The organism is Agreia sp. Leaf210, assembly GCF_001421485.1.
GTDB lineage: Bacteria > Actinomycetota > Actinomycetes > Actinomycetales > Microbacteriaceae > Agreia.
In genome coordinates, this window is the sequence record NZ_LMKK01000002.1 from 308,884 (window position 1) to 328,495 (window position 19,612).

Here is a 19,612-nt window from a genome sequence, read left to right on the forward strand (position 1 = left end):
CACATGGTTCGAGCCGTTCAGGAACGGCCACGACGGCGAGGGGCGGGGTGCTGGCCGTGCTCGCTAGCCGGGGTGCTAGGCCTCGGAGCCTGCGCGACGCCCGAACCGGAATCGACACCCGGTATCGAACTCAGGGGATCCGGCACATCCAGCGCCAGACGCAGTCCCGGTAGCGCTCGGTGACGCCAAAATGTCTTCAGATGAGTCCAATTTGTGCGCGACCGACTCGATCGCGAACGAGAAAACCCCCTGATTCCCTTATAAACAAAAGGGGAGCAGGGGGTTTGATCGTGGCGGTACCGGTGGGATTTGAACTCATTGTCGGGGGGTTGATACAGCCTCAAAATTCCAGAAATCGCCGGAAAATCGGCTCTGTTGGATGACAAGACTGACACCCGAAAACGAGGAATGACCGCGAGTTGGGGGGTTTTTGCGGGGTGCAGCACCCGCAACAACGGTTCACGAACACAATGCCGCCCCGTCGCCTTCTGATACCTGGATGATGTGGTCAAAGGGCGAATGTACGGCTGGATCCGTATCTGATCGATCCAGTAACGTCAGAGTCCGATTGGCCCGCGCTCTGGATCTACAAACACAAAGTACTCAAGCCGTAACGAGCGATCACCCACCCCTTGCGACATGAGTTCAACTATCGGCGATATATCTTGATGAATCGCTGTGTCGATTGAGTGTATTCGGAGGCGGCAACCGCAAAGTTGTAAAGATCACTCAAGGCGCAACCGCGACATTTCATGCGATTAGACGCTGCTTATCGTCATAAAATGACAGAATCGCCCCTATACTCACACTATGCATGTAAGGATGTCGCGATGCTTCTGAAGTTCGCCGTGGCGAACCACCGCTCAATTTTTAGGGAGGTCGAGCTTTCACTGATAGCCGTCGACGAAGATCGGGATGCGGCTCGATCCTTTGAACTCCTAAACGAAAAGGTACTCACGGTTGCCGGTCTCTATGGACCGAACGCATCAGGGAAGTCGAATGTGATCTCCGCGATCTCGTGGTTAAGCAGTGCCGTGAAATCATCTCTTCGTCTTTGGGAAAACGTCATTCCCCGAGAGCCTTTTGCTTTCGAAGATGGGATGACGTCGCAGTCGACCTTTGATCTCGATTCCGTCGTTGACGGCGTACGGTATTCGTACCAGCTCGAGATCGGAACTGAGGGCGTTGAGTATGAAGCTCTCTCTTACTATCCAGAGAAACGCCGTCGCAATATTTTTGAGCGCGAGCAGAACAGCATTAAGTTTGCCCGAGGCATCAAGGGTGCAGCGGGAACTCGGGAATTATTGACCCCATCGACGCTCGCCCTTTCCGCGGCGCGACGGTTTAACGACTCATTCATAGTCGCGTTCGCAGACGATGTAGCCTCCTACACTTTCCTCGGCCAATCACTGCGACGTAGGCGTAGGGGTTTTGGGGGGCCGGGTGCTTTCGTCGTTCCTTCTGCGCGAACCGAGCGCTGGTTCGAGGAGGCCGATCAAGAGCAACTCGAAATGTTCGTCGAGGACGACGTGCTTACAACTAACCGCGCGCGCGCTTTGGCTTTGCTGAAGATGGCTGATTTGGGGATTTCGGATGTCGAGTTCGAGGAACCCGAAGAAAGCACGTTATCCAAGGACAATACGGCGAGCGGGCTTCGTCCGCGAGATCAGGTGCGGATGGTACATCGCACTGATCGCGAGAACGCATCATTTGCATTCTTCGAGGAGTCGGCAGGCACTCAAACATGGTTCAACCTCATCGGGCCAACGCTGACGGCTCTCGGGCGTGGCTCTGTGCTCTTTTTCGATGAAATAGACGCGAGTCTCCACCCAACACTGACTGCACAGCTGATCGCCCTGTTTCAAGATCCGACAACTAATCGAATGGGCGCGCAGCTCATCTTCACAACCCACGACACGACCCTGTTGAACCACCTCAATCGGGACGAAGTATGGCTCACTGAAAAACAGTCGAATGGCATGACGACCTTGCGCGCGTTGTCGGATTTTGCCGGGGATCGAGTTCGAAGATCGCACAACCTTGAGCGCGGCTACCTTCAAGGTCGCTTTGGGGCGCTGCCCGATATTGACAAGTATCAGGTGCTTGTGGCGATGGGCTTTGCTGGGGGAGATCGTCTTGGCGCGGACGCCTAAACCTTCTGGGCTCAAACGCCCCGTCGCGAAGCTGCCGGAACGGCGAACATTCTTGATATTCACTGAAGGCGAGGTCACCGAAGTTGAGTACCTCAACGCGCTCAAGAGCTTGCCCGAAGTCAAGACCGCGAATGCGGTTGACCTCCAGATTGCCAGTCAACGGGGGGTGCCGTTGACGCTAGTCGAACTTGCCGTGGAGGCTCAATCAAAGAACGACGAGATTGACCAAATTTGGTGTGTGTTCGACGTCGAATGGCCAAAGCATCACCCGCATTTGAACGAAGCAAAGTTGTTGGCACAAAACCACGGAATTCAGCTTGCAATCTCCAACCCAAATTTCGAGTTATGGCTAATTTTGCATCACGCAAACACCGAAGGATTTCTAGACAACGATGGCGCACGCCGCTTACGTAGGGATCACGACGGCGTAGCAGACAAGCACCTCGACCACGCCGTGTATCTGCCGCTTCGTGCCGCCGCAACCATGCGCGCGATCGACTTGGATGCAAAACATCGAAACGACGGCACGAAGTTTCCAAGTGATAATCCTTCCTCGGGAATGCATCGCTTGCTGCGCGCGATTGAGCCTGGTCTTCTGGAGGTGTAGCCATGCTGAGCATCCTCATCGGAAGCGATGGACCACCCGGATGGGATCCTCTACATCGCACATCGACGAGGAGTGGATGACCGAGTATGACGCTCAAGCCTGGACGTCAGGGGTCTCTGACACGATATGTCCATGACCGAATTGGCGTACATGACGCGGGAAGACTGGGCGCAGCAAGCCACTGCGATGGTGTCGCAAAGCGCCGCGATCCGCGATTGGCTTGGCGAGGAACCTTATCTCCTCGCCATGACCGAAATGAAAAAATACGGAGGTGACGGCAGCGTCGACCTCGAAGCGGCTCGTTTCATCGCCCCAGACAAGGCCACGCGCATTGTGTTCGACGTCTCGGAGCTCGGTGCTTTCGCGTGCGAGGGAAAGAGCGTCGACCATGCCGTCGTGGTGTTACATCCGCGCGACGAGCGCTCCCTCGAATCAATGCGAACTGCGGTCAAATCCGGAGCGGTGAGCCGAGTCTTCGTGTTGGTCTGGTGGCCGCTCGACATCGTCCGAACCTGGCTCGATGGCCACGGCGCGCTTGACCTGCACGCCGGTGCGGCGAGGGAATTGCCCGACCCTTTGATGGTCGAGGCCTGCACCATGATGATCTCCCACCAATACAACGGCCTCAGTTCAGGGCGGGGGAAGGAAGCGGTCGTGCAGCTGGTTCGTGCCTTCTACGCCGAAGGGTATCCCTACGATGTCAACGAATGGCTCCGCGCGTATTTCGCGGCCGGCGGGGATTTCCACCACGCCGAGTCCATCAAGAAACTTGTCACGGAGATGAAGGCGGGCGTTAGGCACCGCGTCCCCGCCCGTTACCGCGACAACATCTTCGAGATCATCCGCTCGGGTCAGCTCGAGCAGGAACAGTAAGACCGTGCTGGTCCTAGCGCGCGGTATCGAAGACGACCACTACTGGGTGGTCCATGAGATCGACGGCACGCTCGAGGAAACACCGTGTCGCATCGAGCAGGGATCCGATAGGTACCGGCTGAGTCATACCGACGACTCGTTCCAGGCGGACCTGGTCTTCGGACTAGGTGCATTCGCGACCGCCGAGGCGGCGGTCGCTCGACTGCGGGAGTTTCTCTAGGTGGAACACACGAGCACAGACGGACGGTTCAAGACAGCGAAGCCCTCGGTCTATCTCGATCAGTGGGTGTGGATTCGCCTTGCTCGAGCCAACGTGGGTCGGCCCTTCAAGCCGTCCGATGTCGCCCTCCTCGAGTCCCTGAAAACCGCCGCTGAGGCAGGCGTCGCCTTCCCGCTATCGGCAACGCATTACGAAGAGACCATCCGCATCGCTGACCCTGCACAGCGCAAGGAAATCGCGCGCGTCATGGCTCCTATCGCTATGGGGCGGACAATTCGGAAGCAGTCCGACCTGGTGCGCCATCAGCTCCTGACGGCGCTACATGAAACAATCGGACGCCCAACCTTCCGCCCAGCACCGCTTCAGATGCTTGGCCTCGGCGTGCACTGGTCGTTCACTGGCATAGAGGGCTTCATGACCGTCGTCGATCCTGATGGGCGCGTTGTGAAGTCAGTCGATCCGAACTGGACGCGTCAGCTCAACCAATACTGCGAGTTCGCTCTCATGGCCGGCCCCGCTGACGCCGAGATCCCGATTCTTGAAAAGCTCGGCTACGTCGATCCGCGCTATTTCGAGAGCAACGTGGGCAACCGGCTGGATTGGGAGGAGTCGTACGTCGATCAGGCCGTGAAGATCAAGTCCCGTGAAGAACTGCGCGTGGCACTCTTTGCCCGCGAAATCATGCACGAGTACGGCGTTACACTTCAGACGATCCTGAACGAGTACCGCCTGTCTCTCGGCTCTATTGCGACCGGGAGCAAAGCGAACTCCCGCGCCCAGATGATGTCGTTCAGCGACCGTGTACCGACGATGCGGATTGCCGTCGATATGAAGCGGGATCTGTTTCGCAATCCGAGCCGCCCCTGGACATGGAACATGCTGCGCGACATCGACGCACTCAGCGTCGCCGTTCCCCTCTGCGACGTGGTCATCTGTGACCGCGATGCCCTCCACCAGCTGCGCCGTTCCGGAGCACCCGATCGCTACGGCACGACAGTCACCGAGAAAATTGAAGACCTACCCGACCTGCTCACAGACTTGGCGCGACTCTCCCGAGCGGCAGAACCAGATCTTTCGGACTGGGCAAGTATTGGTCCCGGTGACGGTTTCTCGATTGTCGAGCCCGAACCGCCGGGGCGCATCCCAATGGGCTCCAGCATCCAGCTCCTCGACCGCGGCGGTAGGCCGCTTCCTACGCCGCTAGGAGCACGGAGGATGTAGGCAACCGTCGCGTGCTGGACTTCGCAAACCCGTCGCAAGGAGTTACTGAGAGCACGTGAGCTTCCCGCTGCTGCACTCAGCCGCTCCGGACCTGACGCAGCACTCAATAGATACTGCTTCCAGTTCGCCCTCGCAGCTCGAACTCGCCGGTAGATCCTTTCAATCTGCCTATACACAAATCAGAAAGGGCAGCGTCGGCACAGACGCGTAGCGTTAGTCGCACTCGCCCCGAACCAGGAGTTGGCACCGTGGACAACATCAAGACCGATGAGTACAAAGCCTGGGAGGCCCGGCTTGGAAGGATCTCCGAGGCAGCGACCCAGTGGCAGCAATTATTCAAGGGTGCACCGGCCACAATTGACCCTGGAAGCGACCTAACTGGCGACGATGCCACCTTCGAAGCGTTCAGCATCTCGAATCTCGTCGGCTACAGCCTTGCCGCGGCAACCGAGCATCTGGACTTCACGCTGACCGCCATGAGGGAGACAAGCACGCTGTATCCGACGGCCTACCTGACAGTGCTCCGCACGTCACTGTTGGCGGCTTCTCATGCCGCCTGGATATTGACACCTACGGAACGCTCGGAGCGTCAGCTTCGGGCGCTTCAGTTCCTGGCAGACGATGTACGAACCCAGCTGGTCATGGTGCGAGAGGCGTTCGCGCCGACAGACGCCGCGCGCACCGCGAAAGGGCAGATGATCGAACTCCTGCTTAAGCGACAAGCGCAGCTGCAGCCCATCTCTGACGTGCTGAAACCGGGGCTGCAGGTGGATAAGTGCCGGATCAACAACACGAGCATCATTGAGAGCGTCGCCCAAGCAGCGCACGACGACGGTCTCGTACAGGGCGGCGTAAACCACATCTGGCGCAGCGGCAGCGCCGCAGCGCACGGTTCCCGCGGCTTCGCCACCATGCGTCTCGACCAGAACACCATTATCCAACCTCCGACCGGGGGTAAGTACTCGCTGCTGCGTGGCGACCTGGTCAACGACATTGGCCCTGCCGCCGCGGCCGCCACGCTCGCACTCAGCTTCGCACTCAGAATGTTTGATGAACGTCGACTGGATCCGAATCCGGCGTGATCAGACGGCGCCAGATCGCCTGGCGCAAAGCGAGGGCCATGTCGATTGCCGAGGGTGCGCCGGTGAACACGGTGTATAGGCATATTGCACTCGAGTAGTCGTCCATCACGATCGTCAGCCAGGGCCGGTCCGGCTTTCCGCCGACACGGGTGATGAGGACGTCGAGTTCAGTTTGGTTCGCTTGCCAGGTCTGATTCGGACGTTCTGCCCGGCGACGAAACACGAGTTCATGCTTGTTGCGATAGGAGGTCGGTCCCTCCAAAGCGAGGATGACAAGCGCTGGATCCAGCGCCCGGACGTTCTGCCCGGCAGTGGCACAGCTCGGCGCCGAGCACCCCGACCGTTCTGCTTCATCAACAGCGAGGCGGCGCAGCTTCGCAAGGGCAGGGCGAGGCCCGGTCAGTTCGAGCCCTTCAATGAACGTCACATTCTCGGCAGCAGTGGGGCGGGTGCCGGTGTCCGTGCGAGGGTGAGAGTCGCGAGCGGTGCCGCCGCCGTCCCGGTACAGCTGGTGCCACCGCTGCAGTGTTCGCAATTCAACTCCGGAATCGCGGATGAGAACGGCGAGGGGTATCTGGTCTTCGATGGGAAGTCGAAGGATTCGCCATAGCTCGTCGCCGTTCATTTCATCGCTACACGGTGTGGCTCTCGCGGCCGGCCACGGCGTGCTGGTGACGGTAGAGAGTTGCTCGACTCCAGCCGACGAGCCGTGCGGCGTCTTCGGCCGTGCGTCCCTTCGCTCGAGCATCGGCCGCGACCGCGAGTTTGTCGGCGATGACTACGAGGTCAGATAGGGGCCGGCCGAAGCGGGTGCCGCTCTGCCTGGCGGCGGCAATCCCGGCGTTGACTCGCTCGACGATCAGTTCGCGTTCGTACTCGGCGAGCGTGCCCAGCATGTTGAGCATCAGCCGGCCCGTCGACGTCGCCGGATCGATGCCGTCAGATATTGAGCGCACGTGGATACCGCGGCCGCGTAGCAAGTTCACGGTATTCAGAACGTCGATCAGGGAGCGGCCGAGGCGGTCGACTCGCCACACCACAACCGTGTCGCCGGACTCCGCGTGCTCGAGGAGCTTCTTCATCCCTCGACGCTCGATCGCGGTCTTACTCCCGGAGGTGACGTCCGCGAACACATCTCGCTTTTGAACGCCGGCCGCGACGAGAGCATCGAGTTGCAGCTGGGCGTCCTGGCCCGACGTACTAACCCGCGTGTACCCCAGAAGTCTCATAAGGTCATTCTGACTCAGAAACCCCTATCAGTCGCTACGCTGAGACAGTTTGCGGTGAGACGCCTTTCTAAGACAGATCTCGCCGTGGAATGGCGCAACGGGCTAATTGTCGTTCCGGCATTGACACGGTGTTTCGAAAAGCTATTGTTTTTCGAGACTTATTCGAGAGGAATTCTCCCCTCGCGCAGGAGGGTGCTTTTTCGAGTTGCGCTACGCCTTGGGCGTGCGGTTCCAGGACTTGATGTACTTTTCGATGCGCTTAGCCGGTTTGAGTTTGTTGTCCGGCTGATGTGCTCTTGGTGGGCGATGCTCCTGAGAGTTGTGTAGGAGATTGGGCGGGGATTCTGTCGGTGCCCATGTTGTGAGCGACGATTGACCGTAGGTTGGAGGTCGGGATGAGAAGCAATGCTGCGCTCTACCCTGCCCGACAGGTGGGCCCGCTTGTTCTCTTGGTCACGATCCTGGCTCTGATCATCACCACGGCTCTTGTGCACCTCGCGCCGCCGCAGTCGCCGGACGGGGCGCTTCACGTTGCGGGAATAACCAACCCGGTGACGGGGTCGGCCCTCGAGTTGTCGACTGCAGAGGGCGAAAGCCCAGCGGCGCCCCATCACGAACATTTCGAACGCGGTCACGACGGCACCGTACAGCCGCGCGTAACAGAGAACGCGGACAGCGTCGCCGACGTACCCGCGGCAATCGTTGTGCATCTGAGAGAGCCGGCGCAGGATCCCGTCGGTGCGCCGCATACCCGGCGAGATCTTCCTGGGCCATCTCTGGCTGCACTTTCGATCAACCGAACTTAGAACCAGAAGCACCTCGAGCCCTCTCTGTGGGCTCGCTTTGGCGTACCCGCTCGCGCAAAAGACTGTCCGGTCAGTCCCCGGCCCTTTACGGCGTCAGCGCCCGCATCGCTCAGCCGATGCCCTCTTCTGGTTTCTCAAGTCAAGGATTACTCCGTGCTTTTCATCGGCGGCCCCATGCCGCACACAACCTCACCTTCCCCAGCTCCTTCCATAAACACCGCCTCCCGCATCCCCTCGTTAGACGGGCTCCGTGCCCTGGCAGTCCTGATCGTTTTCATCGGGCACGGCCGCACGGACCAGGGCCAGTGGCCTGGATATGCCGGAGTGACGGTGTTCTTCTTTCTCAGTGGCTTTCTCATCACCACGTTGCTGCGCAGGGAGCTCGAAAGGTCGGGAAAAATCGGGTTGTCCCGGTTTTACCTGCGCCAGGCCTTTCGTATCCTGCCGGCCGCCTACTTCGCGATCAGCGTTTCGCTGATTCTCGCGGCTTCCGGGGCTCTTCCGGCCTCAGTCAGCGGATGGGGCGTGTTGTCCGAAGTCTTCAATTTCACGAACTATTACATCGTTGCGGCCGGATACGAGAGCTTGCCTCCTCAGACGAGTCAGATGTGGTCCTTGGCCGTCGAGGAGCAGTACTACCTCGTCGTTCCCGTAGCGCTCCTCGTCGCCTACCGCTGCGGCGCGCGACGATCTTGGATCGGGTGGGCTCTCGTCGGGGTCGCGCTTGTCATCCCGGCATGGCGAATTTATCTCGGGTTACACGGGGCCGATTTCGATCGGCTCTATTTCTCTACTGACACACGCCTCGACAGCATCCTGTGGGGAGCAGCCTTCGCGCTTCTGATCAATCCCGTCATGGGCGACGCCACCCGTCTCGCCTCCCGCATCCGACGCTGGATGTCACAACACCTGGGATGGATCGCCATCGTCGCTGTCCTGATTTTCGCGGCAAGCGCCGCGGTTCCGGCGCTCTCGTTCCGGCTGAGCATCTCCACGACCGTGCAATGCATCACTCTCATCCCGATCTTCTGGTTCGTCATCACTCGCTCAGAGACTCGGATCGGCCGGTTGTTGAATAGTCGACTTTTGGTGCGTATGGGAGTGCTGTCCTTCTCCTTCTATCTCCTGCACAAGCTCGTGCTGGCTCTAATCGGTCCACTACTTGACACCCCGATCGTCACGGATTCGATTTCCTTGCTTGTATCGGTCCTCGTGGCGCAGCTCGTCTTCTGGGTAATCGAAGCTCCCTTCACCCGGCTTCGTAAGCAAATCGAGAACCGTTTCTTGCCACCGCTAGCGCCCTGACCAGACCGGCGTCGTCCGATGGGAGCTCCGCCCACCCCTGAAGAGCGGGAATAGAAACACCGGACGGTCTCTTACATTGACTACCCCTAGGGGGTATCATAGGTTTGGCTAGGAGGCCTCATGGAAAACCATTCCGCACACCAGCACGCAACCACCACGCCGCTGAAAGAGTCGGCGCTACCCGCCGAGCACGACATGCCCGAAGGCCACGGGGGCCATGCTGGACACAGCGGGCACGGTGACCATGTGGGGCAGTTCCGGCGTTTGTTCTGGATCATGCTCATCGTCGCCATTCCGGTGGTGGCGTTTTCACCGATGTTCGCGATGATCCTCGGCTACACCCTGCCGGATGCCGCATGGGTGGGGTGGGTTTCTCCTGTCCTGGGCACGGTGATGTATGTGTGGGGCGGTCGACCATTCCTGACCGGCGCCGTCAGCGAGTTGCGGGCCCTCAAACCGGGAATGATGCTGCTGATCGCGTTAGCGATCACGGTAGCGTTCTTCGCGTCATGGGGAGCCACGCTGGGACTCGTCGATCACGAGTTGGACTTCTGGTGGGAGTTGGCCCTGCTGATCGTAATCATGCTTCTGGGGCACTGGATCGAAATGCGGTCGTTGGCCCAAACGACATCCGCCCTCGATTCTCTTGCAGCATTGTTGCCAGACGAAGCGGAACGTGTCGACGGCGACAGTACCGTCTCGGTGTCTCCCTCGGAGTTGAAGCTCGGGGACGTCGTCATCGTCCGGCCTGGTGGTCGGGTGCCGGCTGACGGCCGCATCGTCTCGGGATCGGCCAGCATGGACGAGTCGATGATCACCGGTGAATCACGCCCCGTCCGCAAAAGTGACGGTGACCTTGTCGTCGCCGGGACGGTCGCAACCGATTCCGGGGTTCGGATCGAGATCAGTGCTGTTGGTGAGGACACCGCATTGGCGGGCATTCAGCGGCTCGTCACCGATGCGCAGAACTCGTCGTCTCGAGCGCAGCGACTCGCTGATACTGCAGCAGGCTGGTTGTTCTGGTTCGCCCTGGGCGCAGGGATCATTACCGCGATTGTGTGGACGGTGATTGGCCAACCCGATGAGGCTGTTGTTCGCACCATCACCGTGTTGGTGATCGCTTGCCCTCACGCACTCGGTCTGGCCATCCCGCTGGTGGTATCGATCGCCACGGAACGCGCCGCCCGCGGCGGCGTACTCATCAAGGACAGGCTCGCGCTGGAAAGCATGCGCACCGTCGACACAGTGCTTTTCGACAAGACGGGGACGCTCACCAAAGGTGAACCGACTGTCACCAGCATCGAAACGACCTCGGGGCGCACAGAAGAAGATGTTCTCGCCCTTGCCGCAGCGGCAGAGGCAGACTCGGAGCATCCCCTCGCCAAAGCCATCATCGCAGCAGCTCAAACCCGGAATCTTCCTACACCCACGGCCACGAGCTTCGCCTCTTCCCCGGCAGTGGGAGTGACCGCGACCATCGAGGGCGCCCGGATCCAAGTAGGAGGCCCGAATCTGCTGGAACAGGAACACCAGGCCGAGCTCAGCATCGCGGATTCGTGGCGGGAAGACGGAGCGATCATCTTGCACGTCCTGTCTGATGGTGCCGTCATCGGCGCACTCAAGCTCGCTGACGAGGTTCGGGAGGAGTCCCGGCAGGCCGTGGATGCGCTCCGAGCCCAGGGTGTGCAGGTGGTGATGATCACCGGGGACGCGGAAGCTGTCGCTCATTCCGTCGCCGCCGAGTTGAGTATCGACCGGTATTTCTCTGGGGTGCGTCCGGAAGACAAGTCGAACAAGGTGAAAGAGTTGCAGGCGGAGAATCGGCGAGTTGCGATGGTCGGGGATGGCGTCAACGACGCTCCCGCGTTGGCTCAGGCTGATGTCGGAATCGCTATAGGCGCCGGCACGGATGTGGCGATCGCGTCGGCCGGGGTCATCCTGGCCAGCGATGATCCCCGCTCAGTGCTCAGCGTCATCGAGTTGTCGCGGGCCAGTTACCGGAAAATGAAGCAGAACCTATGGTGGGCAGCCGGATACAACCTGATATCAGTGCCGTTAGCGGCGGGAGTCCTAGCCCCGATCGGGTTCGTTCTGCCGATGTCGGTGGGGGCAATCTTGATGTCGTTGTCTACGATCGTTGTGGCAGTGAACGCTCAGCTCCTGCGCCGCCTGCAACTGGACCCCGACACGAGCGTTCGTGCAGCTCTGAACCGAACGACACCCACCGCCCGCCTGTCAGACACCGCGTCTTGATGATCGGGATACCAGGAAGAAGCACACGATGACTGACGTCGCCTCCTCGCATCACGGCTACATCTCCGATAAAGAGAAGTATCTTGCGCGGATGAAACGCATCGAGGGCCAGGCTCGAGGTGTCGCTCGAATGGTCGACGAGGAGAAGTACTGCATCGATATTCTGACGCAGATTTCCGCCCTGACATCCGCCTTGGAGAGTGTCGCGCTGGGGTTGCTCGATGACCACCTGAAGCACTGCGTCGTCGACGCAGTGCAGTTGGGCGGCGACGAGGGCCAGGCCAAAATCAAGGAAGCGTCAGACGCGATCGCTCGACTGGTTCGCTCGTAGCGGCCTGACTGATCTGGGCCGCGCGCCGCTATCTTCCTGCGATGGCTCGGATGCGCATGCGCGTACGCATCCAGCGTGGCTGGACGGCGAAGCTGTTTAGAGGGTGGCGAGGAGCTCGGTGCAGGCCTGCTCGCAGCGCCGGCACGCTTCGGCACAGATCCGGCAGTGCTCGTGCATTTCTGCGTGCTTGTCACACTCCTCCGCACAGCTGGCACAGGCGGCGCGGCACGCTTCGATGACAGCCCGAACGGTGGCGTCGTTGGAGCCGGTGTGCCGGGACAGGACAGCGGCGGTGGTTGCGCAGACATCAGCGCAGTCAAGATTGGTTCGAATGCAGGAGGTGAGTTCGCTCACCATGTCTTCGCCGAGGCACGCATCGGCGCAGGCTGTGCACGACTGAGCGCACTCCAGACACGCGGCGATGCAGGCGGCGAGTTGTTCCTTGTTAGCGCCGAGATCGCGGGGATAGGTATTCAGCATTTCTTCGATGACAGACATTGCTTCTCCTTCGACGGGGCTTGATTGGGTTTCTTCCGACGGTACGCCGCACGTGCAATCTGTCTCTATAGACAGGTGTCGAATCTTGATTCACACATCACGGCGACTTCGCGAGCAGAACTGTACTCACACCGAAGTCGCGTGTTGCGAAAACCCCTCGAGAGTCGCTGACGAGCAGCCACGGCTCGGAACCCCCGACGAAAGTCAGGGCCTGCGGATCTCCGACGATGGCGCCGCCTTGCACCCAGCCAGCACCAGTGGTGTGCCACACGGTGCCTGCGACATCTATACCGACGTAGCCTGTGTCGGTGGCGTCGATGAGCACCAATGCCGGTGCGTCGGGCACGGGACTGAAAGTGCGGGCGACGTCATCGCTCACCTGCAGGCCGCTCGCCGTTGTGACATAGGTCCGATCGGGGTTGCTGGGGTCAATCGTCATGTCTCGGAGCTCTACCGCTGCGCCGTCTGACCATGTCGACCCGCCGTCGTCGCTGGTAAGGATTCTGGCGTGGGTTGCGTCATACCCGTAGATCCGCAGAGCACCGGACGGGGTCGGGACGGCGGCGATGTCGTGAAAGTCGACTTCTCCTGCGAGGGATACGGTGGTCCATTCCCTGGCTGCGCTGTCACTCATGATGAGCCCGAGGTTGGCAGGAGCAGTGGCATCGGCCGGGTCCGGATGCCCGGAACCGAGGATGAGGCCGGTGTCGGTGACGAAGAAGCCCATGGTGTCTTGCTGACGGTTCTCGATGAGAACAGGAACGTTACCCGGAGGACTGATCAGGCTTCCTGACCCGAACGAGGAGGGAAGCCGGCTTGTGGGTAGTTCCCAGACGCCTGTGTGGGTGGCGGCGAACACGATTCCCCTGTCAGGGTCGTAGCCGAGTCCATGCGTGTGCTCGAATTCGGTGATCGGGTCAGCCGTGGTGGAGCTCTCGGAAGCGCAGCCGGTCACCAAGACACCGGTTAGGAGGGTGACTGCGACGGCAGCGATGGCGCGGGTTCGGGTTTTCATAGGATGTCCTGTCGTCCGGTCAACACAGGCCCCGCCCTACGTGGAGCTCGAAGCTCTGGATGCCCTGTGGTCCCTGTGTTGTGAGTTGTGGGATGGGTTGGTGAGCGTCGGCGAGCTGGAAAGGGAGAGATGTCAGAAAGAGTGCCATCGCGAGGAAGACGCTGCTAAGTACTGCTTTGAGGATGTGGTTCATTCGAATCTCACTCCGTGACCGGCGAGCGCGAAGTCATAGCAGAACGTGTTCGGTTAGCCAGGCGAAGGGGTCGACGGGAGTTCCGTCGGCGTGAATTTCGAAATGCAGGTGAGCTCCGGTGCTGGTGCCAGTGTTGCCGACTTGTCCGACGATCTGGCCCACGGTGACCGTCTGGCCTTTGCTCAGTTGCAGGGATCCTTCCAGCATGTGTGCGTACACACTGGTGATTTGCTGGCCGTCGATGACGTGCTCGATTTCGACGTAGACCCCCAAGCCTCCGTTGTCGGAGGCCTGAGCGACCGACACGACTCCGTCGGCGACCACCTGGATGGGGGTTCCTTCGCCTGGATTCATATCCAAGCCCTTGTGGTTAGTCGAGCAGCTACCACAGGGCGCTGATCGGTAACCGAATCCGTCGCTGATGGGCACGCCTGTTGTGAACGGCCACTGGATCGGCGATAGAGGGTTGTTGGTGAAGGTGTCGGCCGTCCGTGTGAACGGGTTCGATGCGGCCGGGGCGGTCACGATCACGGGCGGCGGTGGCGGTGGCGGTGGTGGCGGGGTTGTGACGGAGTATCCGTCGCGAGTTGAGACGGCGGCAGTAGCGTCGACGACGAGTGTCTGCGTGGTTGGGGTTTCGCCGGCTACAGGGATGGGGCTGTCGGCCCCAGGCGCCGCTAGCGCGGGAAGTGCCAGAGGAAGTCCCAGCAGAGCGATGAAAGTCATCGCGGCGCCGACCTTAACCTGACGGGCAAAGAGGGGGGCCTTCCGCCGGGGCTTTTCGGTGTGTGTCGGCCGCGCCACTGTGCCTGCCTGGTAGGTCGATCGGCGCTTGACGTTGGTCGTCGGTTTGGCTGCGGGGACCGGAATAGTCGACAGAACGGCAGGGCTTTTGCCTGCACTGGTTGCGCGATGGCGACGTCCGGCTGACGGGTCTGCTGGTGTTGTGCCGCGAAGGTCGCGTCGGCGGGTTTGTGTATCCGAACTGGGTGTCTCAGATGAATTTGGGGACTGTGGTTCTGGGGTGGGCTGTGGTGCGGGTGTCCGAAGGCTTCGGCGGGTGAGGTAGGGCGAGGAGGGAGAGATCGGGTGAGTCAAAGAGCACATTTCGTTGGAGACGTAGAAGAAGCGTCAGCGCCAGAAGCTAGTAGCTAGGAGGCGCACGCGGAGTCCATCCCTGTTCGGGTGGGAGGTGTTCGGGCCGAGAGTTCGGTCCGCGTTCTACGTTCTGCTGATGCCGAGAGCCAGGGGTGGTGGCGTGAACCTCCGCGCACCCGATGCTGCCGTACTGACGATGACCCGGCTGCGCTCGACAAAGCGCTCAAACATCGAGGGGTTGGTCACGAGCTGGAACATGACCCAGGCGAGTAGCAGCAGCACGAGTGCGCTGGACGCCTTGGCCGCGGTGCCGAGCGCGCAGCTGTCACAGTTGGCCAAAAGCCCCAAGTTGTTATCCGGCATTTCCGTCGGAATACCTGCAGCGGCCTCTCCGGTTAGGACGCTGGAGTGCGCGTGAGAGACGTCGTGGCTTCCGTGTGCGTGCGATGTCGCCGAGTGCATGGTGACAAGTCCGAGGCACGCCGCAGCAATGGCCAGGAAGACGATCGCGAATCGGGTCCAAAACGACCGGTGCGGCGAGGTAACGCGGAGCGCGTGTTCCATAGTCACATCCTGTTCGCTGTCGTGTCTGAACGTGCGGGCATACCGCCCTAGGGTAACGCTTTGATTACGGACAACCAAGTGTGAGTGTCCTGGCAGGACTAACTAGGGGCCACCGCGACGATGCGGCATTTGTTGCCGCGGTGACCCCATTTGATTGCTACAGGGACGCGAGCATGGTCTGCATTTCCGCGATTTCAGCGGTCTGGTCGGTCACGATCTTCTTCGCGAGAGCGACGGCGTCCGGGTTTTCTCCGGAGTCGACTTCGGTTTGAGCCATGTCGATGGCGCCCTGGTGGTGCTGGATCATCTGTTCGAGGAACAGCTTGCCGGCGGAAGCTCCGTCGGCTTGCTCGAGTGCGTTCATGTCGTCGTCACTCATCATGCCGTCGCTGCCATGGTCCATTCCGGACATGCTGTCCGTTGATTCGCCCCACGACTCGAGCCAGCCGGTCATGGTCTCGATTTCTGGCTGCTGGGCAGCTTTGATCTTTTCGGCGAACTGGGTGACGTTGTCGTCGACGCCTGTCTTGGCCAGCAGCATGTCGGACATTTCGATCGCCTGCTGGTGGTGGGCGGTCATCATCTGGGCGAACATGACGTCCTGATCGTTGAAATTCCCCGCCTCCGCGTTGGAAGGTGCGGCGGTGCTGCTGGAGCCGTGGTCCATTCCGGACATCGAGCCGGAGCCAGAAGAGCATCCGGCGAGCGTGATTGCGGTGGCGAGGGCGCCGGTGAGCATGAGGGTGGTGCGAATTCGAGACATGGTGATATCCATTCAGTCAAAGGGGAAAGTGAGTCAGGGCGTGCCGCGTTGAGGTCGGCGGCGCGGTGAATCAAGTCCGACTGATGGACAGTTTGAGAAGATCGGGCGGATCGCGGTATGTCACCGAACGCAGCACACGGATGGCATCGAACAGGGGTCGAAGTTGCATCGTGTGCGGATGGGATTGGACGCCGCGGAGAAGGCCGATGAGGAGGAGTGCGCCGCCGATGAGCAAGGCGAGTACACAGACCATCGCCGTCATGTCGTGGCTGGGTGCGCAGTCACCGGCGCACTCGTTTTCCGTCAAGCCTGAGTGCGTTCCTGTTGCGTGGGGATCGGCGGTCACGGCCATCGCTGCAGTGGCCGGATCGCTGTGACCGGTCATGCTGGTCGCGATGGTGTGCATCGCGAGGAGGCCGGCGACGATGGCGACGACGACTCCGAGAAGGAGGACGGTTCGTTGCACGGCAGCTGGGCGCAGAACGGTGGCGCGAAGAGTCATCAGGCTCATTCGTCACCACCTCCTATTCCCTTCACAGTATCTCCCTCTACCGAGATCCTGCTGTGGGGTTGCGTGGGGTGAACTGGCGGAGCCGGAGACTGTTGGACACGACGAACACGGACGAGAAGGCCATCGCAGCTCCCGCGACCAGCGGGTTCAGCAGGCCCAGCATCGCTACCGGAATCGCGGCGACGTTGTACGCGAATGCCCAGAACAGGTTGCCTTTGATGATGCCGAACGTGCGTCGAGCAAGACGCAACGCGTCCGCGGCTGCTCCGAGGTCGTCGCGCATGACGGTGATGTCGGCAGCGGCGATCGCCGCGTCGGTCCCGGATCCCATCGCAATGCCCAGATCAGCGGCCGCGAGGGCTGCGGCGTCGTTGACTCCGTCACCAACCATTGCCACTGTCCGCCCGCTCGCTTGGAGTTCACGAATGACGTCGAGCTTTCCCTGGGGGGTGACCCCGGCGCGGATGTCGCTGATGCCCGAGGCCGCACCAATGAGGTGGGCGGCTCCTGCGTTGTCGCCTGTCAGGAGAATAGGTGTCAGACCGAGCTTTCGGAACTCCGTGATCGCCGCAGCACTGCCGGGCTTGATGGTGTCACCGATGACTGCGATCCCTCGCACGCATCCGTCCCAGGCGACGGCTATCACGGTCTTGCCGTCTGTTTCCGCAGCGTTCTGGGCCGCGACCAGTGTCGGGTCAGCTGTGATACCCCATTCGGTTGCCAGCCAGCTGGGGCGTCCCGCGGTGACGAGGCGTCCGTCGACGATTGCTTGCACGCCGTGGCCGCTGTGGGACTGGAACGACTCGGCTACTCGGGGTGTGTCGACTGCGGCGGTGATGGCGTGGGCGATGGGATGTTCTGATCCGCTCTCAGCGGCGGCTGCTATCTCGCGAATCTCGTCCGGGTTTTCTCCCGGTGCGGCAATGACATCCAGCAGTGCCATGTGGCCGGTGGTGACGGTTCCCGTCTTGTCGAGAACGATGGTGTCGATTCGCCGGGTCTGCTCGAGCACCTGAGGGCCGCGGATCAGGATTCCGAGCTGCGACCCGCGACCCGTGCCGACCAGCAACGCCGTCGGGGTAGCCAAGCCCAAAGCGCAAGGGCACGCGATGATTAGCGTCGCCACCGAAGCGGTGAACGCTGCGTTTACGGAGCCGGTAACGACCAGCCACCCGATGAAGGTGACTGCCGCGAGGCCGATCACGATGGGTACGAAGATCCCCGATACCCGGTCTGCGAGTCGCTGCACCTCCGCTTTGCCGGTCTGGGCGTCCTCAACAAGGCGGCCCATCCGCGCCAATTCGGTATCAGCACCGGTCCGGGTCACCTCGACGACGAGGCGGCCACCAACGTTGACGCTCGCCCCGACCACACGATCCGCAACACTTACCTCAACCGGCATCGATTCGCCGGTCAGCATGCTGAGGTCAACTGCGGACGCACCATCCACGATCAGACCATCAGTCGCGATCTTTTCCCCGGGCCGCACCACGAACACGTCCCCTGGGACGAGCGACGACACGGCGACTCGGGTTTCGTGACCGTCTCGAAGCTGAACGGCTTCCTTTGCGCCGAGCTCGAGCAGGGCTCGCAGTGCCGCGCCGGAGTCGCGTTTTGCGCGGGCTTCGAAATAGCGGCCCGCGAGAATGAAGACTGTCACCGCTGCGGCGACTTCGAGATAGATCTCCTCGCCGTGTCCGGCGCCGAGCAGAGTGAATGCCATTCGCATGCCAGGCTCGCCCGCGTTGCCGAAGAACAAGGCGTAGAGCGACCAGCCGAACGCGGCAAGCACACCGACGCTGATGAGTGTATCCATCGTTGCCGCGCCGTGACGGGCGTTAATCCAGGCTGCCCGATGGAACGGCCAAGCTCCCCAAACGGCCACCGGGGCAGCGAGCATGAGCGCCAACCACTGCCAATTCGTGAACTGCAGCACAGGAATCATCGACAAGACCGCAACCGGCACAGCCAACATCGTCGACACCATCAGCCGACGGCGCAGCTCGTCTGCCTCCGAAGTAGAAACTTCGCTCACATCGATGGTGTTCATCGCTGCCGGAGCGGGGACAGAGGCGTTGTAGCCGGCCGATTCGACGACAGATATCAGTTCGGCAGGAGAGAGTTCCGCAGTCGTCCGAATACGGGCCTTTTCGGTCGCGTAGTTAACCGTGGCCTCAACGCCCGGAACCTTATTGAGCTTGCGCTCGATCCGGTTCGCGCACGAAGCACACGTCATACCGGCGATATCGAGCTCTACATCGGTTGTGCCCATCAGTCTGCAGACACCAAGAGATAGCCAGCTTCCTCGACAGCCGCACGGACCGCATCGGCGGCTATCGGCGCTGTGCTCGAAACCGAGACCCGAGACTCACCCCCAACATGAAGGTCGACCTGAACACCCTCGACGCCATCGATGGCCGAAAGCTCCTCAGTGACACTGGCCACACAGTGCGAACACGTCATACCTGTCACCAGATAATCCGCAGTGACCAAGTCTTCCTGCTCGTCGGCGGCCCGCGTCTCCGCGTGACCGGCTGGAGAGCAACTGCATCCACTGCTCGCGTCCGTGAGACCAAGTTCGTTGCTGGCGTTCATCATGCTCCTCCAAGGAAAATCTCAATACCCCCGTGGGGTACACCGATTATTACCCCATGGGGGTACCAAAGTCAATGCGTCATCGAGAAGCCCCGAGGGCCGAGGTCAGAGGCTGGCAGTCGTGCCGAGCGGCATTCTGGCGGGGATGCCTCGAGTGTGACACCAGCGCTCCGAAGCCTTCAATGAACAGAAGAAGAATCACCACAGGGCGCGTGTTCCGACAGGCGCCACAAAAGCAGATCGATGAACTTACTGGTCTCGATATTGCGCGACTCTACGAATTGAACCTGGTCAA

Annotated in this window: 19 protein-coding genes; 9 read left to right on the plus strand and 10 right to left on the minus strand. The window is 60.8% G+C overall.

Annotated features, from left to right (window positions below; all coding sequences use genetic code 11):
- The first annotated feature begins 830 nt into the window (after positions 1 to 830).
- From ASE64_RS07520 to ASE64_RS07545, 6 genes are all read left to right on the plus strand, one after another.
- Positions 831 to 2,153 (plus strand): AAA family ATPase, encoded by a 1,323-nt coding sequence (locus ASE64_RS07520; RefSeq protein WP_055778305.1) that lies wholly within the window; start codon positions 831 to 833, stop codon positions 2,151 to 2,153.
- On the plus strand, positions 2,137 to 2,760 hold the full coding sequence (locus ASE64_RS07525; protein WP_055779765.1) for an RloB family protein: 624 nt from the start codon (positions 2,137 to 2,139) through the stop codon (positions 2,758 to 2,760). The genes ASE64_RS07520 and ASE64_RS07525 overlap by 17 nt, the downstream gene beginning before the upstream one ends.
- 132 nt (positions 2,761 to 2,892) lie before the next feature.
- Entirely contained in the window at positions 2,893 to 3,633 is a 741-nt protein-coding gene (locus ASE64_RS07530) for a hypothetical protein (protein WP_055779767.1), read from the plus strand.
- 4 nt (positions 3,634 to 3,637) lie between these two features.
- Complete coding sequence (locus ASE64_RS07535; protein ID WP_055778308.1) at positions 3,638 to 3,853, plus strand: hypothetical protein; 216 nt, start codon at positions 3,638 to 3,640, stop codon at positions 3,851 to 3,853.
- Positions 3,854 to 5,074 (plus strand): hypothetical protein, encoded by a 1,221-nt coding sequence (locus ASE64_RS07540; RefSeq protein WP_055778311.1) that lies wholly within the window; start codon positions 3,854 to 3,856, stop codon positions 5,072 to 5,074.
- A gap of 248 nt (positions 5,075 to 5,322) precedes the next feature.
- Entirely contained in the window at positions 5,323 to 6,156 is an 834-nt protein-coding gene (locus tag ASE64_RS07545) for a hypothetical protein (protein WP_055778314.1), read from the plus strand.
- On the opposite strand, the gene ASE64_RS17365 is transcribed toward ASE64_RS07545, so the two are convergent.
- Positions 6,113 to 6,781 (minus strand): hypothetical protein, encoded by a 669-nt coding sequence (locus tag ASE64_RS17365; protein WP_156351697.1) that lies wholly within the window; start codon positions 6,779 to 6,781, stop codon positions 6,113 to 6,115. The two genes, ASE64_RS07545 and ASE64_RS17365, sit on opposite strands and share 44 nt — an antisense overlap.
- 7 nt (positions 6,782 to 6,788) lie before the next feature.
- Positions 6,789 to 7,385 carry a recombinase family protein gene (locus ASE64_RS07555; protein WP_055778319.1) on the minus strand — a complete coding sequence of 199 codons (597 nt, stop codon included), beginning with the start codon at positions 7,383 to 7,385 and terminating at the stop codon, positions 6,789 to 6,791.
- Between the two features lie 959 nt (positions 7,386 to 8,344).
- Here ASE64_RS07555 and ASE64_RS07560 point away from each other — a divergent pair.
- The 3 genes from ASE64_RS07560 to ASE64_RS07570 all read left to right on the plus strand — a co-directional run bounded on the left by ASE64_RS07560 (position 8,345) and on the right by ASE64_RS07570 (position 12,080).
- Positions 8,345 to 9,496 (plus strand): acyltransferase family protein, encoded by a 1,152-nt coding sequence (locus ASE64_RS07560; protein ID WP_055778323.1) that lies wholly within the window; start codon positions 8,345 to 8,347, stop codon positions 9,494 to 9,496.
- 120 nt (positions 9,497 to 9,616) lie between these two features.
- Positions 9,617 to 11,749, plus strand: coding sequence for a heavy metal translocating P-type ATPase (locus ASE64_RS07565; RefSeq protein WP_055778326.1), 2,133 nt, complete (start codon positions 9,617 to 9,619; stop codon positions 11,747 to 11,749).
- A gap of 28 nt (positions 11,750 to 11,777) precedes the next feature.
- The gene (locus ASE64_RS07570; RefSeq protein WP_055778327.1) at positions 11,778 to 12,080 is read left to right on the plus strand and encodes a metal-sensitive transcriptional regulator; all 303 of its coding nucleotides are present in this window, start codon (positions 11,778 to 11,780) and stop codon (positions 12,078 to 12,080) included.
- A gap of 96 nt (positions 12,081 to 12,176) precedes the next feature.
- Here ASE64_RS07570 and ASE64_RS07575 read toward each other — a convergent pair whose 3' ends face one another.
- The 8 genes from ASE64_RS07575 to ASE64_RS07610 all read right to left on the minus strand — a co-directional run bounded on the left by ASE64_RS07575 (position 12,177) and on the right by ASE64_RS07610 (position 19,320).
- Entirely contained in the window at positions 12,177 to 12,578 is a 402-nt protein-coding gene (locus ASE64_RS07575) for a four-helix bundle copper-binding protein (protein WP_055778330.1), read from the minus strand.
- Positions 12,579 to 12,675: 97 nt separating this feature from the next.
- Positions 12,676 to 13,593, minus strand: a complete 918-nt coding sequence (locus ASE64_RS07580; protein WP_055778333.1) for a hypothetical protein — start codon at positions 13,591 to 13,593, stop codon at positions 12,676 to 12,678.
- 226 nt (positions 13,594 to 13,819) lie between these two features.
- Positions 13,820 to 14,317: a M23 family metallopeptidase gene (locus ASE64_RS17370; protein WP_156351698.1), complete on the minus strand. Its 498-nt coding sequence runs from the start codon at positions 14,315 to 14,317 to the stop codon at positions 13,820 to 13,822.
- Between the two features lie 690 nt (positions 14,318 to 15,007).
- On the minus strand, positions 15,008 to 15,448 hold the full coding sequence (locus ASE64_RS07590) for a hypothetical protein (RefSeq protein WP_055778339.1): 441 nt from the start codon (positions 15,446 to 15,448) through the stop codon (positions 15,008 to 15,010).
- Positions 15,449 to 15,605: 157 nt separating this feature from the next.
- Positions 15,606 to 16,211 (minus strand): DUF305 domain-containing protein, encoded by a 606-nt coding sequence (locus ASE64_RS07595; RefSeq protein WP_055778343.1) that lies wholly within the window; start codon positions 16,209 to 16,211, stop codon positions 15,606 to 15,608.
- Positions 16,212 to 16,281: 70 nt separating this feature from the next.
- Positions 16,282 to 16,722: a DUF6153 family protein gene (locus ASE64_RS07600; protein WP_156351699.1), complete on the minus strand. Its 441-nt coding sequence runs from the start codon at positions 16,720 to 16,722 to the stop codon at positions 16,282 to 16,284.
- Between the two features lie 37 nt (positions 16,723 to 16,759).
- Complete coding sequence (locus ASE64_RS07605) at positions 16,760 to 18,994, minus strand: heavy metal translocating P-type ATPase (protein WP_055778351.1); 2,235 nt, start codon at positions 18,992 to 18,994, stop codon at positions 16,760 to 16,762.
- Positions 18,994 to 19,320, minus strand: coding sequence for a heavy-metal-associated domain-containing protein (locus ASE64_RS07610; protein ID WP_326939286.1), 327 nt, complete (start codon positions 19,318 to 19,320; stop codon positions 18,994 to 18,996). Before ASE64_RS07610 ends, ASE64_RS07605 begins: the two co-directional genes overlap by 1 nt.
- Between the last annotated feature and the right edge of the window lie 292 nt (positions 19,321 to 19,612).

What these genes read in the sequence shown, in the direction of transcription:
- ASE64_RS17365 (WP_156351697.1), bottom strand. Translation starts at nt 6,781, where the DNA reads ATGAACGGCGACGAGCTATGGCGAATCCTTCGACTTCCCATCGAAGAC.
- ASE64_RS07530 (WP_055779767.1), top strand. Translation starts at nt 2,893, where the DNA reads ATGACCGAATTGGCGTACATGACGCGGGAAGACTGGGCGCAGCAAGCC.
- ASE64_RS07600 (WP_156351699.1), bottom strand. Translation starts at nt 16,722, where the DNA reads ATGAGCCTGATGACTCTTCGCGCCACCGTTCTGCGCCCAGCTGCCGTG.
- ASE64_RS07565 (WP_055778326.1), top strand. Translation starts at nt 9,617, where the DNA reads ATGGAAAACCATTCCGCACACCAGCACGCAACCACCACGCCGCTGAAA.
- ASE64_RS07570 (WP_055778327.1), top strand. Translation starts at nt 11,778, where the DNA reads ATGACTGACGTCGCCTCCTCGCATCACGGCTACATCTCCGATAAAGAG.
- ASE64_RS07595 (WP_055778343.1), bottom strand. Translation starts at nt 16,211, where the DNA reads ATGTCTCGAATTCGCACCACCCTCATGCTCACCGGCGCCCTCGCCACC.
- ASE64_RS07605 (WP_055778351.1), bottom strand. Translation starts at nt 18,994, where the DNA reads ATGGGCACAACCGATGTAGAGCTCGATATCGCCGGTATGACGTGTGCT.
- ASE64_RS07520 (WP_055778305.1), top strand. Translation starts at nt 831, where the DNA reads ATGCTTCTGAAGTTCGCCGTGGCGAACCACCGCTCAATTTTTAGGGAG.
- ASE64_RS07580 (WP_055778333.1), bottom strand. Translation starts at nt 13,593, where the DNA reads ATGAAAACCCGAACCCGCGCCATCGCTGCCGTCGCAGTCACCCTCCTA.
- ASE64_RS07555 (WP_055778319.1), bottom strand. Translation starts at nt 7,385, where the DNA reads ATGAGACTTCTGGGGTACACGCGGGTTAGTACGTCGGGCCAGGACGCC.
- ASE64_RS07575 (WP_055778330.1), bottom strand. Translation starts at nt 12,578, where the DNA reads ATGTCTGTCATCGAAGAAATGCTGAATACCTATCCCCGCGATCTCGGC.
- ASE64_RS07610 (WP_326939286.1), bottom strand. Translation starts at nt 19,320, where the DNA reads ATGATGAACGCCAGCAACGAACTTGGTCTCACGGACGCGAGCAGTGGA.
- ASE64_RS07590 (WP_055778339.1), bottom strand. Translation starts at nt 15,448, where the DNA reads ATGGAACACGCGCTCCGCGTTACCTCGCCGCACCGGTCGTTTTGGACC.